The 13,809-nt window shown below is 60.3% G+C and carries 17 protein-coding genes; 7 read left to right on the top strand and 10 right to left on the bottom strand.

What is annotated here, in order from left to right; genetic code table 11:
* Positions 1-71 precede the first annotated feature (71 nt).
* Positions 72-710: a uracil phosphoribosyltransferase gene (gene upp, locus B9N88_RS11170; protein WP_027604798.1), complete on the top strand. Its 639-nt coding sequence runs from the start codon at positions 72-74 to the stop codon at positions 708-710.
* Positions 711-712: 2 nt separating this feature from the next.
* Complete coding sequence (locus B9N88_RS11165) at positions 713-1,987, top strand: uracil-xanthine permease family protein (RefSeq protein WP_027604799.1); 1,275 nt, start codon at positions 713-715, stop codon at positions 1,985-1,987.
* 130 nt (positions 1,988-2,117) lie between these two features.
* Here B9N88_RS11165 and hisC read toward each other — a convergent pair whose 3' ends face one another.
* From hisC to B9N88_RS11115, 10 genes are all read right to left on the bottom strand, one after another.
* Positions 2,118-3,170 (bottom strand): histidinol-phosphate transaminase, encoded by a 1,053-nt coding sequence (gene hisC, locus B9N88_RS11160; RefSeq protein WP_027604800.1) that lies wholly within the window; start codon positions 3,168-3,170, stop codon positions 2,118-2,120.
* A 3-nt stretch (positions 3,171-3,173) separates the two neighbouring features.
* Positions 3,174-4,493 (bottom strand): histidinol dehydrogenase, encoded by a 1,320-nt coding sequence (gene hisD, locus B9N88_RS11155; protein ID WP_027604801.1) that lies wholly within the window; start codon positions 4,491-4,493, stop codon positions 3,174-3,176.
* A gap of 128 nt (positions 4,494-4,621) precedes the next feature.
* A complete protein-coding gene (gene hisG / locus B9N88_RS11150; RefSeq protein ID WP_027604802.1) occupies positions 4,622-5,257 on the bottom strand; it encodes an ATP phosphoribosyltransferase in 636 nt (211 codons plus the stop codon).
* Between the two features lie 212 nt (positions 5,258-5,469).
* The gene (gene murA, locus B9N88_RS11145) at positions 5,470-6,735 is read right to left on the bottom strand and encodes a UDP-N-acetylglucosamine 1-carboxyvinyltransferase (RefSeq protein WP_024073479.1); all 1,266 of its coding nucleotides are present in this window, start codon (positions 6,733-6,735) and stop codon (positions 5,470-5,472) included.
* A gap of 23 nt (positions 6,736-6,758) precedes the next feature.
* A complete protein-coding gene (locus B9N88_RS11140) occupies positions 6,759-6,998 on the bottom strand; it encodes a BolA family protein (RefSeq protein WP_027604803.1) in 240 nt (79 codons plus the stop codon).
* A 114-nt stretch (positions 6,999-7,112) separates the two neighbouring features.
* A complete protein-coding gene (locus tag B9N88_RS11135) occupies positions 7,113-7,418 on the bottom strand; it encodes an STAS domain-containing protein (protein WP_027604804.1) in 306 nt (101 codons plus the stop codon).
* Entirely contained in the window at positions 7,415-8,062 is a 648-nt protein-coding gene (locus B9N88_RS11130; protein WP_027604805.1) for an MlaC/ttg2D family ABC transporter substrate-binding protein, read from the bottom strand. Before B9N88_RS11130 ends, B9N88_RS11135 begins: the two co-directional genes overlap by 4 nt.
* 11 nt (positions 8,063-8,073) lie before the next feature.
* The gene (mlaD, locus tag B9N88_RS11125; RefSeq protein ID WP_003171814.1) at positions 8,074-8,541 is read right to left on the bottom strand and encodes an outer membrane lipid asymmetry maintenance protein MlaD; all 468 of its coding nucleotides are present in this window, start codon (positions 8,539-8,541) and stop codon (positions 8,074-8,076) included.
* Positions 8,541-9,338, bottom strand: coding sequence for a lipid asymmetry maintenance ABC transporter permease subunit MlaE (gene mlaE / locus B9N88_RS11120; protein ID WP_010213107.1), 798 nt, complete (start codon positions 9,336-9,338; stop codon positions 8,541-8,543). Before mlaE ends, mlaD begins: the two co-directional genes overlap by 1 nt.
* Entirely contained in the window at positions 9,338-10,147 is an 810-nt protein-coding gene (locus B9N88_RS11115) for an ATP-binding cassette domain-containing protein (protein ID WP_003171811.1), read from the bottom strand. The genes mlaE and B9N88_RS11115 overlap by 1 nt, the downstream gene beginning before the upstream one ends.
* Positions 10,148-10,458: 311 nt before the next feature.
* On the opposite strand from B9N88_RS11115, the gene B9N88_RS11110 reads away from it, so the two are divergent.
* The 5 genes from B9N88_RS11110 to lptB are packed head-to-tail and all read left to right on the top strand — an operon-like array spanning position 10,459 to position 13,784.
* On the top strand, positions 10,459-11,433 hold the full coding sequence (locus tag B9N88_RS11110) for a KpsF/GutQ family sugar-phosphate isomerase (RefSeq protein WP_027604806.1): 975 nt from the start codon (positions 10,459-10,461) through the stop codon (positions 11,431-11,433).
* Entirely contained in the window at positions 11,434-11,958 is a 525-nt protein-coding gene (locus tag B9N88_RS11105) for a KdsC family phosphatase (RefSeq protein WP_027604807.1), read from the top strand.
* Positions 11,959-11,966: 8 nt separating this feature from the next.
* Positions 11,967-12,539, top strand: coding sequence for an LPS export ABC transporter periplasmic protein LptC (gene lptC, locus B9N88_RS11100; protein ID WP_027604808.1), 573 nt, complete (start codon positions 11,967-11,969; stop codon positions 12,537-12,539).
* Positions 12,526-13,059 (top strand): lipopolysaccharide transport periplasmic protein LptA, encoded by a 534-nt coding sequence (gene lptA / locus B9N88_RS11095; protein ID WP_027604809.1) that lies wholly within the window; start codon positions 12,526-12,528, stop codon positions 13,057-13,059. Before lptC ends, lptA begins: the two co-directional genes overlap by 14 nt.
* Complete coding sequence (lptB, locus tag B9N88_RS11090; protein WP_027604810.1) at positions 13,059-13,784, top strand: LPS export ABC transporter ATP-binding protein; 726 nt, start codon at positions 13,059-13,061, stop codon at positions 13,782-13,784. Before lptA ends, lptB begins: the two co-directional genes overlap by 1 nt.
* Positions 13,785-13,809: the final 25 nt, after the last annotated feature.

Below are 13,809 nucleotides of genomic sequence, written 5' to 3'. Positions count from 1 at the left end.
TGTCTATAGGACAACACCCTCGGATAGATTAATCTAGGCCGGTTTTTTTGCCCGCCGCCGGAGCCTTTCCCATGCCCACTCGCGAGATCCGCCACCCGCTGATCCGACACAAACTCGGCCTTATGCGCCGTGCCGACATCAGCACGAAGAATTTCCGTGAGCTTGCTCAGGAAGTTGGAGCGCTGCTCACTTACGAAGCCACCAAAGATTTGCCCCTGGAAACCTACGACATCGAAGGTTGGGCTGGCACCGTCCAGGTCGAGAAAATCGCCGGTAAGAAAATTACCGTGGTGCCGATCCTGCGTGCCGGTATCGGCATGCTCGAAGGCGTGCTCAGCCTGATCCCGGGCGCCAAGGTCAGCGCCGTCGGCGTCGCCCGCAACGAAGAAACCCTGCAGGCCCACACCTACCTGGAAAAACTCGTACCGGAAATCAACGAGCGCCTGGCCATGATCATCGACCCGATGCTCGCTACCGGCAGCTCCATGGTTGCCACCATCGACCTGCTGAAAAAAGCCGGTTGCCGGGACATCCGTGCCATGGTGCTGGTGGCCGCGCCCGAAGGCATCGCCGCCGTCGAGAAAGCCCACCCGGATGTACAGATCTACACCGCCTCCATCGACGAGCGCCTGAACGAACACGGTTACATCATCCCAGGCCTGGGCGATGCCGGTGACAAGATCTTCGGCACCAAGCAGAAGGACGCGTGAGCATGCAGGATGAGTTCAACGACCCGCTTTGGCGCCAGATCCTGTCTGGCGCACAGATGCTCTTCGTAGCATTTGGCGCGCTGGTGTTGATGCCACTGATCACAGGTCTTGATCCAAACGTCGCCCTGTTCACCGCCGGCCTGGGCACGTTGTTGTTCCAGCTGGTGACAGGGCGGCAGGTGCCGGTCTTCCTGGCATCGAGCTTTGCCTTCATTACCCCGATCATTCTTGCCAAGGGCCAGTTCGGCCTCGCGGCGACCATGGGCGGGGTGATGGCGGCCGGTTTCGTCTATACCTTCCTCGGCCTGGCCGTGAAGATCAAAGGCACCGGTTTCATCGACCGCCTGCTGCCACCCGTGGTGATCGGCCCGGTGATCATTTCCATCGGCCTGGCCATGGCACCGATTGCCGCGAACATGGCGATGGGTAAATCCGGCGATGGCGCCGAGTTGATTCATTACCAGACGGCGATGATGATCTCGATGCCGGCGCTGCTGACCACGTTGATCGTCGCGGTGTTCGGCAAGGGTATCTTCCGCCTGGTGCCGATCATCTCCGGCGTGCTGGTGGGCTTTGCCATGGCGTTCTACTTCGGCGTGGTCGACACGGCGAAGATCGCCGCAGCACCGTGGTTCGCCCTGCCCCACTTCACCGCGCCGGAGTTCAACTGGCAGGCGATCCTGTTTATCGTCCCGGTGGCCCTGGCCCCGGCGATCGAACATATCGGCGGCGTGATTGCGGTGGGCAGCGTGACCGGTCGCGACTACCTGAAGAAACCTGGCCTGCACCGCACCCTGCTCGGTGACGGGATCGCCACCACGGCCGCCGGCCTGTTTGGCGGCCCGCCGAACACCACCTACGCCGAAGTGACGGGCGCGGTGATGCTGACCAAGAACTACAACCCGAAGATCATGACCTGGGCGGCAGTGTTTGCCATCAGCCTGGCGTTCATCGGCAAATTCGGTGCACTGCTGCAAAGCATCCCGGTACCGGTGATGGGCGGGATCCTGTGCCTGCTGTTCGGCTCGATTGCCGCGGTGGGGATGAACACCTTGATCCGCCACAGGATTGACCTGGGTGAGGCGCGCAATCTGGTGATTGTGTCGGTAACCCTGGTGTTCGGGATTGGTGGGGTGCTGGTGGGGACCGGGACCGGTCCGGATGACTTCGGCCTGAAGGGCATTGCCCTGTGTGCGGTGGTAGCGATTGGCCTGAACCTGTTGCTGCCGGGTAATGATGGCTGGAAGAACAAGAAGCCGGATGAGCCGCTGATCTAACACATATGGCAGAACCTAATGTGGGAGGGGGCTTGCTCCCGATGGCAGTGTGTCAGTCAATTCATTAGCTGACTGACACACCGCTATCGGGGGCAAGCCCCCTCCCACATTTTTTGATCTCCAGTTTGGCTTAGAGCTCACCCAACCCATCGATCAGCGCCTGGTTCTGCTCCGGCGTACCGATGCTGATCCGCAGGAACTGGGCAATCCGCTCCTGCTTGAAGTGCCGCACGATCACCCCTTGCTCACGCAGCTTGGCCGCCAGGCCGGCTGCGTCGTGCCGCGGGTGGCGGGCAAAGATGAAGTTGGCCGCTGACGGCAACACTTCAAAGCCTTTACCTTCCAGTTGCGCGACCACCTTGTTGCGGTTGTCGATGACCAGTTGGCACGTCTTGTCGAAGTACGCCCGGTCCTCGAACGCCGCCGCCGCGCCGACAATCGCCAGGCGATCCAGCGGGTAGGAGTTGAAGCTGTTCTTGACCCGCTCCAGCGCTTCGATGAGGTCCGGGTGGCCCACGGCCAGGCCCACGCGCAAACCGGCCAGTGAGCGCGATTTGGACAGGGTCTGGGTCACCAGCAGGTTCGGGTAACGGTCCACCAGGCTGATCGCGGTTTCGCCGCCAAAGTCGATATAGGCTTCATCGACCACCACCACCGAATCCGGGCTGGCCTTGAGGATCTGCTCTACGGCGTCCAGCGCCAGCACGCAGCCGGTGGGCGCGTTCGGGTTGGGGAAGATGATCCCGCCGTTGGGCCTGGCATAGTCCGCTACGCGGATCTGGAACTGCTCGTCCAACGGCACCGGGTCGGACTTGATGCCGTAGAGGCCGCAGTACACCGGATAGAAGCTGTAGCTGATATCCGGGAACAGCAACGGCAGCTCGTGCTGGAACAGGCCGTGGAAGATGTGCGCCAGGACTTCGTCGGAGCCGTTACCGAGGAACACCTTGCCGGCGTCGATCCCGTAGTACTTGGCCACGGCCTGCTTGAGCAGGTCGCTGTTGGGGTCCGGGTACAGGCGCAGGTTGTCGTTCAACTCGGCCTGCATCGCAGCCAGCGCCTTGGGCGACGGGCCGTAGGGGTTTTCATTGGTGTTGAGCTTGACCAGTCTGGTCAGCTTCGGTTGCTCGCCGGGCACGTAAGGCACGAGGTCCTTGACGAAGGGGCTCCAGAATTTGCTCATGTGTTATTTCCCCTCTTCCAGGATTCGATACTCAGCGCTACGGGCGTGGGCGCTCAAGGATTCACCACGGGCCAGCACCGAAGCGGTCTTGCCCAATTCGGAAGCGCCTTGTGGCGAGCAGAAGATGATCGACGAACGCTTCTGGAAGTCATACACCCCCAGCGGCGACGAGAAGCGCGCGGTGCCGGACGTCGGCAGCACGTGGTTGGGGCCGGCGCAGTAGTCGCCCAGGGCTTCGCTGGTGTGGCGGCCCATGAAGATCGCACCCGCATGGCGAATCGACGGCAGCCAGGCCTGTGGATCGGCCACGGACAGCTCCAGGTGCTCCGGCGCGATACGGTTGGTCACTTCGATGGCCTGTTCCATGTCACGCACCAGGATCAGCGCGCCACGGCCATTGATCGACTTCTCGATGATCTCGGCGCGGTCCATGGTCGGCAGCAGCTTATTGATGCTGGCGGCGACCTTGTCGAGGAACTCGGCGTCCGGGCTGACCAGGATCGCCTGGGCGTCCTCGTCGTGCTCGGCCTGGGAGAACAGGTCCATGGCGATCCAGTCCGGATCGGTCTGGCCGTCGCACACCACGAGAATTTCCGACGGGCCGGCGATCATGTCGATACCGACCTGGCCGAACACGTGGCGCTTGGCAGTGGCCACGTAGATGTTGCCGGGGCCGACCACCTTGTCGACCTTCGGCACGCTTTCAGTGCCATAAGCCAGGGCGGCAACCGCTTGGGCACCGCCGATGGTGAACACGCGGTCGACACCGGCAATGCAGGCGGCAGCCAGTACCAGTTCGTTGATTTCACCGCGCGGGGTCGGTACCACCATGACCACTTCGGTCACGCCGGCCACCTTGGCGGGAATCGCGTTCATCAATACCGACGAGGGGTACGAGGCTTTACCACCCGGCACGTACAAGCCGGCACGGTCAAGCGGTGTGACCTTCTGGCCCAGTACGGTGCCGTCGGCCTCGGTGTAGCTCCAGGAATCCTGCTTCTGTTTTTCGTGGTAGCTGCGCACTCGGGTCGCGGCGACTTCGAGGGCCTGGCGCTGGGGCGCGGTGATGCGCGTCAGGGCCAGTTCCAGGCGTTCGCGGGGCAGGATCAGGTCGGACATGGACTTGACGTCCAGACCGTCGAACTGCCGGGTGAAATCCACCAGGGCCGCATCACCGCGCTCGCGCACGGCCTTGATAATGTCGAGGACCCGCTGGTTGACCGAGTCGTCGGACACGCTTTCCCAGCTCAGCAGATGATCCAGATGATGGGCGAAATCCGGGTCGGCAGCGTTGAGTCGGGCAATTGCAGTGGACGTGGTCATAGCGAGGGCCTCAATAGAATTGGCAAAAACTCAGGCGCCCTAAACTAGCAGTCGTTTCCGCTTGGGCACCTGAGAATTCTGGCTATGAGGCGGATAGACGGGCGCAGCTTTTCAGCTACGCGGGTGAGTCAACCGCGGTGTCGAGACTCCACTGCCTGGCGCAGGGTGTCGATCAACGCCTGGATACGGGCGTGCTGCATCTTCATCGACGCTTTGTTGACGATCAGCCGAGAGCTGATGTCGGCGATAAAGTCCTGTGGTTCGAGACCGTTGGCACGCAGGGTGTTGCCGGTGTCGACCACGTCGATGATCTTGTCGGCCAGGCCGATAAGCGGCGCCAGCTCCATCGAGCCGTAGAGCTTGATGATGTCGACCTGGCGGCCTTGCTCGGCGTAGTAGCGCTTGGCGACGTTGACGAACTTGGTGGCCACGCGCAGGCGGCCTTTAGGCTCGACATCACCGACACGGCCGGCGGTCATCAGCTTGCACAGGGCAATGCGCAGGTCCAGCGGCTCGTACAGGCCTTGGCCGCCGTATTCCATCAACACGTCTTTACCGGCGACACCGAGGTCGGCCGCGCCATGTTCAACATAGGTCGGCACGTCGGTAGCCCGTACGATCAGCAGGCGAACGTCGTCCTGGGTCGTCGGGATGATCAGCTTGCGGCTCTTGTCCGGATTCTCGGTCGGCACGATGCCCGCTTCAGCCAGAAGCGGCAAAGTGTCGTCAAGGATGCGGCCCTTGGACAGTGCAATGGTCAACATGGGAAACGTCAGTCCTTCATCAGGCTATTGCTGTCCGGTCGCAAACGGCGCCAGACACAGATCGAGACCATGACAGCCTCGATTTGAAACAAACCAGTGTCTGTAGGAGCGAGCTTGCTCGCGAAAAACGTCAACGATAACGCGTTTATTCAGACTCAACGCGGTGCCCACGAGTTCTTCGCGAGCAAGCTCGCTCCTACAATGCAGTGGGACTAGCCCGGTACGCGGCGGATTTTCGCGCCGAGCATCTGCAGTTTTTCTTCGATGCACTCGTAACCACGGTCGATGTGGTAGATGCGGTCGATCAGGGTATCGCCTTCGGCGATCAGCGCCGAGATCACCAGGCTGGCCGAAGCGCGCAGGTCGGTGGCCATGACTGGCGCGCCCTTGAGCTTCTCGGTGCCGGTCACGATGGCAGTGTTGCCTTCGACCTGGATCTTCGCGCCCATGCGGTGCAGTTCGTACACGTGCATGAAGCGGTTTTCGAAGATGGTCTCGATCACGGCACCCGTGCCTTCGGCAATGGCGTTCAAGGAGATGAACTGCGCCTGCATGTCGGTCGGGAACGCTGGGTACGGAGCGGTACGCACGTTGACGGCTTTTGGCCGCTTGCCGTGCATGTTCAGCTCGATCCAGTCTTCACCGGTGGTGATTTCGGCACCGGCTTCGCGCAGTTTTTCCAGGACCGCTTCCAGGATGGTCGGATCGGTGTCCTTGACCTTGACGCGACCACCGGTGACGGCGGCAGCAACCAGGTAGGTACCGGTCTCGATACGGTCCGGCATCACTTTGTAGGTGGCCGGGTGCAGGCGTTTCACACCGTCGATGGTGATGGTGTCGGTGCCGGCGCCGGTGATGTTGGCACCCATGGCGATCAGGAAGTTGGCCAGGTCGACCACTTCAGGCTCGCGCGCAGCGTTTTGCAGCACACTGCGGCCGTTGGCCAAAGCAGCAGCCATCATGATGTTCTCGGTACCGGTCACACTGACGGTATCAAAGAAGAAGTTGGCACCACGCAGGCCGCCTTCCGGCGCCTTGGCCTTGATGTAGCCGCCTTCGACGTCGATGGTCGCGCCCATGGCCTCAAGGCCACGGATGTGCAGGTCCACCGGACGCGAGCCAATGGCGCAACCGCCAGGCAATGCGACTTCGGCTTCGCCGAAACGAGCGACCATCGGGCCCAGTACCAGGATCGACGCACGCATGGTCTTCACCAGTTCGTACGGGGCGATCAGGGTCTTGATGGTGCGCGGGTCGATTTCGACGGACAGCTTCTCGTCGATTACCGGCTCGATACCCATGCGACCAAACAGCTCGATCATGGTGGTGATGTCGTGCAGGTGCGGCAGGTTGGCCACGGTCACAGGGCCATCGCACAGCAGGGTCGCAGCCAGGATCGGCAAGGCAGAGTTTTTCGCACCGGAAATGCGAATCTCGCCATCAAGGCGGGCACCGCCGGTAATAATCAATTTATCCATAAGAATCTCGACGCCTTGGGGGCTCAGGTGCGCTCGGCCCAGGCCGCGCGGCTGAAAAATTTCATAGTGACCGCGTGGATGCTGCCATCGGTGATCCACGGGTTCAAATGGGCATAGATCTGCTGCTGACGCTTGACCGGGCTGAGTGCCGCCAATTCATCGCTAATCACGTTCAGCTGGAAGTTGCAGCCTTCGCCTTCAACTTCTACGTTCGTATCCGGCAGCTTTCCTTCGAGAAAGCTTTTAACTTCTAGGGCCTGCATGATCAACCTCTATCGGCGCCCAGTGCGCACGGGTCGCACATCATACAAAAAAGCCCCGCGCCTGCGAACCCCGCATAGCAGGACTCTGACGGGGGGCTTTATCGATAATGTGTATTAAGGATGCGCCAACAGCTCGGTCAAACCGGAAACTTCGGCGATTTCACGCATGTCTTCGGGCAATGCACGAAGGGTGACCGGCTTTTTGGCCGCTTCGGCATCGCGCATGAAACACAGCAGCAACGACAAGCCGACACTGCTGGACTTGGTTACCGCCGAGCAATCCAGCACCAGCGCAGGGGCCGTGCTGGTCTTGATCAGCGCCTGGCCCTGCTTGCGCAGGTCAGGCCCGGTGCGGTAATCGAGCACGCCGCTGAGGAACAGCTCGCCCGCGTCGCCGAGACGAACAGCCGACTCGGTCATTGCGCAGGTTTCCCGGCGGCTTTATCGGTCTCTTCCTTGGCCTTGGCGACTTCACCGGCCCAACCATTGATGGTTTTGTCCAGGTCGTTGCCATTGCGCTGCATGGCGTCGGCGAACTGGTCACGGAACAGCTTGCCGATGTTGATGCCGTTGATGATCACATTGCGCAGTTTCCACTCGCCATTGATCTTCTCCAGCGTGTACTGCACAGGGTAGACGGCACCATTGTTGCCCTTGACGCTCATGTTGACACTGGTGCGGTCACCCGACTCATCCCCGGCGGGAGCGACGGTAATGCCCTGGTTGTTGTACTCGAGCAAAGCGTTGCCATAGAACTGGAACAGGCCGCGCTTGAAGTTCTCCTGGAACGTCTGCATTTGCGCAGGGGTGGCCTTGCGCGAATATTTGACCGTCATGATGCTGCGAGAAATGCCTTCAGCATCGACGACCGGGCCCACGATGCTGTTCAGCGCCTCGTAGAATTTGCTCGGGTCTTGCTTGTACTGCTCTTTATTGGCAGTCAGGTCAGCCAACATCCTGTTGGTAGTGTCCTGCACCAGTTCGTGCGCAGAACCCGCTGCGTTGGCCATCAACGGCAGCGCTGCCAGCAGTACCAGGAGGCCACGTCGCAAGGTAGAGATCATGTACAGATTCCTCATTTGGCGTCTTTATTGACCGTATTGAGCAGGAATTTACCGATCAGGTCTTCAAGTACCAGCGACGACTGCGTGTCGTGGATGGTCGAGCCATCCTTGAGCAGGGCTGTTTCCCCGCCCACGCTGACACCGATGTACTTCTCGCCCAGCAGGCCCGCAGTGAGGATAGATGCAGTGGAGTCGGTCGGCAGATTATCTACCTTCTTGTCCAGTTGCATCGTCACTCGACCGGTGAAGCTGTCGCGATCCAGATCGATTGCCGTGACCTTGCCGATGGTCACACCGGCCATGGTCACTTTAGCTCTGACAGTCAAACCGGCGATATTGTCGAAGTACGCGTAAAGTTTATAAGTATCGGCGGTGGGGCTGGCCGAAAGGCCGCTGACTCGCAGGGCCAGCAACAGTAAAGCCAGGATGCCAGCCAGCAAGAAAAGGCCGACACCGATTTCCACAGTGCGGTTTTGCATCAGAAATCTCCAAACATCAAGGCGGTCAAAATGAAGTCAAGGCCCAGTACTGCCAACGAGGCGTACACAACGGTCTTGGTGGTGGCGCGACTGATCCCTTCTGAAGTGGGCTCACAGTCGTAGCCTTGGAATACGGCGATCCAGGTCACTACAAAGGCGAAGACGATGCTCTTTATGATGCCGTTGAGCACGTCACCGCTGAAGGTCACGCTGTTTTGCATGTTGGCCCAGTAGGAGCCGTCATAGACGCCCAGCCAGTCCACCGCCACCCACGAGCCGCCCCAGATACCAACCACGCTGAAGATCATCGCCAGCAACGGCAGGGAAATAAAGCCGGCCCACAGGCGCGGGGCAACAATGTACTTGAGCGGGTCCACGCCGATCATTTCCAGGCTGGACAACTGCTCGGTGGACTTCATGTTGCCGATTTCGGCGGTCAACGCGGAACCCGCACGCCCGGCGAACAGCAACGCGGTCACGACCGGCCCCAGTTCACGCAGCAGCGTCAGGGCAACCATCTGCCCCACCGCCTGCTCCGAACCGTAGCTGGACAGGATATTGAAGCCCTGCAACGCCAGCACCATCCCGATGAACACCCCGGAGACGACAATGATCACCAGGGACATCACGCCCACCGAATGCAGTTGCTTGATCAACAGGCCGAAGCCGCCACCAATGCCACCGCGGCCGAGCAACGCGTGAAACAGGAAAATCGTCGAGCGGCCCAGCACTTCGACGATGTCGATACCGGATCGACCGAAAAGGCGAACCTTCTCGATGAGAGATGTCTTGCGCATCAGCGCTTCCCCAGAAGGTCTGAGCGGTAATCCGCTGCCGGAAAGTGAAAAGGCACAGGGCCATCGGGATCGCCGGTCATGAATTGGCGAATACGCGGGTTGTCGGCGTTCATCAGTTCTTCAGGCGTACCCTGCCCCAGCACCTGGCCATCGCCGACTACATAAAGGTAATCGGCAATGCTCGCGGTTTCTGCAAGGTCGTGGGAGACCACGATGCTGGTGATACCCAGCGCATCGTTGAGCAGACGGATCAGGCGTACCAGCACGCCCATGGCAATCGGATCCTGGCCGACGAAGGGCTCGTCGTACATGAGGATCTGCGGGTCGAGGGCAATGGCGCGCGCCAGGGCCACGCGGCGCTTCATGCCGCCGGACAGTTCGTCGGGCATCAGGTCGATGGCGCCGCGAAGGCCCACGGCCTGCAATTTCAGCAACACAATGTCACGAATCATTTCATCGGACAGCTGGGTATGCACCCGCAACGGAAACGCCACGTTCTCGAACACATCCAGGTCGGTAAACAGCGCGCCGCTCTGGAACAGCACCCCCATATGCTTGCGCGCATCGAACAGATCGCTGCGCGACAGTGTCGGCAGGTTCTGGCCGTTGACCCATACTTCACCGGCGCTGGGGCGCAATTGCATGCCCATCAGACGCAGCAGCGTGGTCTTGCCGCAACCGGACGGCCCCATGATGCCCGTGACCTTGCCGCGGGGAATGCGAATATCGACGTTATTGAAGATGCTGCGCGTCCCGCGCTTGAAGGTCAGTCCCTTCAGCTCGACCGCGTAGGCGTTATCGGCACTCATCTAAACTCCTTGGGATGCAGCCTCTCACTCAGACACCATGCATGCGACAAACGTTTGCAACGGTGACGCATATAGATAGCCACATGGGCTGGGCGGACCGAACTGGCGGCGAACTATATCACTGCTGGTACAGGGCGCCCAAGGCCGGAACTGCGCTAGTTCAGTTTAAGGACAGGGAAAAAACGTTGCTGGCTATGTTACTGAGGATCGATCTCAGGCATTCGTTGAATAAAGCCTGACGAACTTGCGTGAGGGAATTGATCATTACCGCTATAATCGCCGACTTTTCGTCAGGCTATACGACTTCAGACATGAGCCAATCCAGCGACCTTATTCAATCCGCGCAACGCACCATCCGCCTCGAAGTTGAAGCCGTAGAAGGCTTGCTGGCCCATATCGACGCAGATTTCGTACGCGCCTGCGAGATGATCCTGGCCAGCAAGGGCCGTGTTGTCGTGGTCGGCATGGGCAAATCGGGCCACGTCGGCAACAAGATCGCCGCCACCCTGGCCAGCACCGGGACCACCGCATTTTTCGTGCATCCGGCCGAAGCCAGTCACGGCGACATGGGCATGATCACCAAGGATGACATCATCCTGGCGCTGTCCAACTCCGGCACCACCAACGAAATCGTGACCCTGCTGCCGCTGATCAAGCGCCTGGGCATCAAGATGATCAGCCTCACCGGCAACCCGGAATCCACCCTGGCCAAGGCCGCCGACGTGAACCTGAATGTTCACGTGGACCACGAGGCCTGCCCGCTGAACCTGGCGCCGACCTCCTCCACCACCGCCGCCCTGGTCATGGGCGACGCCCTGGCCGTGGCGCTGCTGGAAGCCCGTGGATTCACCGCTGAAGACTTCGCATTTTCCCACCCGGGTGGCGCCCTGGGCCGCCGCCTGCTGCTGAAAGTGGAAAACGTCATGCATTCGGGCGAGGAATTGCCCCACGTCCAGCGCGGCACTCTGCTGAAGGACGCGCTGATGGAAATGACCCGCAAGGGCCTGGGCATGACCGTGATCCTGGAAGCCGACGGGCGCCTGGCCGGGGTATTCACTGACGGTGACCTGCGCCGCACCCTGGACCGCACCATCGATATCCGTACCGCGACCATCGACGCCGTGATGACCCCCCATGGCAAGACTGCACGCCCTGAAATGCTGGCAGCCGAAGCATTGAAGATCATGGAAGACCACAAGATCGGCGCGCTGGTGGTGGTCGATAGCGACGACCACCCGGTGGGCGCCCTGAACATGCACGACTTGCTGCGTGCGGGAGTGATGTAAATGACCAGCGACCTGTTGCAACGCGGCAAACACATCAAACTGGCGATTTTCGACGTTGACGGCGTGCTGACCGATGGCCGCCTGTACTTTCTCGAAGACGGCAGCGAATTCAAGACGTTCAATACCCTCGACGGCCAGGGCATCAAGATGCTGATGGCTTCGGGCGTGCAAACGGCGATTATCAGCGGCAGAAAAACCCCCGTTGTGGAACGCCGCGCACAAAACCTCGGTATTCCTCACCTGTATCAGGGCCGCGAGGATAAACTGGTGGTTCTGGACGAGCTTCTTGGCCAACTCAACCTAAGCTATGAGCAGGTCGCCTATCTGGGCGATGATCTGCCCGACTTGCCGGTCATTCGCCGAGTGGGCCTGGGAATGGCCGTCGCCAATGCGGCGACGTTTGTTCGCGAGCACGCCCATGGCGTCACCACCGCCCGTGGCGGCGAAGGTGCCGCCCGCGAGTTCTGTGAACTGATCCTGCGAGCCCAGGGCAGTCTTGAAGCGGCCCACGCCGCCTACCTATAGAGCGTTTTATGCTGAGTAAAAAGATTCGCAACTTCCTGCTATTCGGAGTCATCGCCGCGCTGTTCCTCGCGGTGGGCTACTGGAATATCAGCCCGGGGCGCTTCCTCGACCAGCCTGCAGCGCAGGTTGAAGAAGGGGCTATCGACTATTACGCAACCAATGCCTACAGCGTGCAGTTCCTGCCTGACGGCAAGGTGCAGTACGAAATGACCTCGGACAAAGTCGAGCATTTGAAGGCCACCGAAGTCACCCTGCTGACTAACCCGGACCTGAACCTGTACCGCGGCACCGAGTTCCCATGGCATGTCACGAGCAAGCGTGGCGAGGTGAACCCGGACGGCACCGAGGTAGAACTGATTGACTCGGTACGCGTTGCGCGTACTGACGCCAAAAAACGTGACACCGTGATTACCAGCAGTCGCATGACCGTATTCCCACAGAAGCAATATGCGCAGACCGAGCAAGACGTTAGAATCGACGGCGCTGGCGGTGTATCGACTGGCAAGGGAATGAAAGCGTATTTGAAAGAAAGCAGGATACACCTGCTATCGAACGTAAGAGGACAGTATGAGGCTCGTTAAAACTCTCCCTATTTTGCTCGGTCTGGGCGCAGCACTGGGAAGCGTGAGCGCCTGGGCTCTGCCGAACGATAGCCAGCAACCGATCCACATCTCGGCTGACGATGCGCAACTGGATGACAAGCAAGGCGTCGCCACCTATACCGGCGGCGTGATCATCACCCAGGGCTCGATGAAGATCACCGGCAACACGGTGACACTGACGCGCACCCAGGCGGGCGATATCGACGTGGTGACTTCGGTGGGCAACCTGGCGTACTTCGAACAGAAGCAGTCGGCTACCGACACCGGCCCGATGAAGGGCTACGGCAAGACCATCCAGTATCACGCCCAGCAGAATCGCATCGTGCTGATCGACCAGGCCAAGGTACTCAGCCCCGATGGCAACTCCACGGAAGGCGAGAAGATCACCTATGACACCGTGAAGCAGATCGCCAACGCCGGTCGCGCCAACGGCAGCAAGGTCACCGCGCCACGCCCACGTATCGACATGGTTATCCAGCCGAAGAAGAAGGCCGAGTAATGGCAACCCTGAAAGCCCAGCATCTGGCCAAGGCCTATAAAAGCCGTCAGGTCGTGCGCGACGTCAGCCTGTCGATCGACAGCGGCCAGATCGTCGGCTTGCTTGGCCCTAACGGCGCCGGCAAGACCACCTGCTTCTACATGATCGTCGGCCTGGTCCAGGCGGACCAAGGTCGCGTACTGATCGACGACCTGGATGTGAGCCACCAGCCAATGCACGGCCGTGCCCGCGCAGGTATCGGCTATCTTCCGCAGGAAGCGTCGATCTTCCGCAAGCTGTCGGTATCCGACAACATCATGGCCATCCTTGAAACCCGCAAGGAACTCGACCGTGAAGGCCGCCGCAAAGAATTGGAAAGCCTGCTGCAGGAATTCCACATCAACCACATTCGCGACAACCTTGGCATGAGCCTGTCCGGTGGTGAGCGTCGTCGCGTGGAAATCGCCCGCGCCCTGGCCACTGCCCCCAAGTTCATCCTGCTGGACGAACCGTTTGCCGGCGTCGACCCTATCTCGGTCGGCGACATCAAGCAGATCATCCACCACCTCAAGGCCAAGGGGATCGGTGTACTGATCACCGACCACAACGTGCGTGAGACCCTCGATATCTGCGAAACCGCGTATATCGTCAACGATGGCCAGCTGATCGCCGAGGGCGACTCTGCCACCATCCTGGCCAACGAACTGGTCAAGGAAGTGTACCTGGGTCACGAGTTCCGCCTGTAAGGCCGCCTGCAAAAACAAGGCGGTG

It is taken from the genome of Pseudomonas sp. LAMO17WK12:I1, from assembly GCF_900177315.1.
GTDB lineage: Bacteria > Pseudomonadota > Gammaproteobacteria > Pseudomonadales > Pseudomonadaceae > Aquipseudomonas > Aquipseudomonas marginalis.
This window is presented reverse-complemented; position numbering and strand designations above follow the sequence as displayed.

Coding starts and splice junctions, on each gene's coding strand:
- upp (WP_027604798.1), top strand. CDS start 72: ATGCCCACTCGCGAGATCCGCCACCCGCTGATCCGACACAAACTCGGC.
- B9N88_RS11165 (WP_027604799.1), top strand. CDS start 713: ATGCAGGATGAGTTCAACGACCCGCTTTGGCGCCAGATCCTGTCTGGC.
- hisC (WP_027604800.1), bottom strand. CDS start 3,170: ATGAGCAAATTCTGGAGCCCCTTCGTCAAGGACCTCGTGCCTTACGTG.
- hisD (WP_027604801.1), bottom strand. CDS start 4,493: ATGACCACGTCCACTGCAATTGCCCGACTCAACGCTGCCGACCCGGAT.
- hisG (WP_027604802.1), bottom strand. CDS start 5,257: ATGTTGACCATTGCACTGTCCAAGGGCCGCATCCTTGACGACACTTTG.
- murA (WP_024073479.1), bottom strand. CDS start 6,735: ATGGATAAATTGATTATTACCGGCGGTGCCCGCCTTGATGGCGAGATT.
- B9N88_RS11140 (WP_027604803.1), bottom strand. CDS start 6,998: ATGCAGGCCCTAGAAGTTAAAAGCTTTCTCGAAGGAAAGCTGCCGGAT.
- B9N88_RS11135 (WP_027604804.1), bottom strand. CDS start 7,418: ATGACCGAGTCGGCTGTTCGTCTCGGCGACGCGGGCGAGCTGTTCCTC.
- B9N88_RS11130 (WP_027604805.1), bottom strand. CDS start 8,062: ATGATCTCTACCTTGCGACGTGGCCTCCTGGTACTGCTGGCAGCGCTG.
- mlaD (WP_003171814.1), bottom strand. CDS start 8,541: ATGCAAAACCGCACTGTGGAAATCGGTGTCGGCCTTTTCTTGCTGGCT.
- mlaE (WP_010213107.1), bottom strand. CDS start 9,338: ATGCGCAAGACATCTCTCATCGAGAAGGTTCGCCTTTTCGGTCGATCC.
- B9N88_RS11115 (WP_003171811.1), bottom strand. CDS start 10,147: ATGAGTGCCGATAACGCCTACGCGGTCGAGCTGAAGGGACTGACCTTC.
- B9N88_RS11110 (WP_027604806.1), top strand. CDS start 10,459: ATGAGCCAATCCAGCGACCTTATTCAATCCGCGCAACGCACCATCCGC.
- B9N88_RS11105 (WP_027604807.1), top strand. CDS start 11,434: ATGACCAGCGACCTGTTGCAACGCGGCAAACACATCAAACTGGCGATT.
- lptC (WP_027604808.1), top strand. CDS start 11,967: ATGCTGAGTAAAAAGATTCGCAACTTCCTGCTATTCGGAGTCATCGCC.
- lptA (WP_027604809.1), top strand. CDS start 12,526: ATGAGGCTCGTTAAAACTCTCCCTATTTTGCTCGGTCTGGGCGCAGCA.
- lptB (WP_027604810.1), top strand. CDS start 13,059: ATGGCAACCCTGAAAGCCCAGCATCTGGCCAAGGCCTATAAAAGCCGT.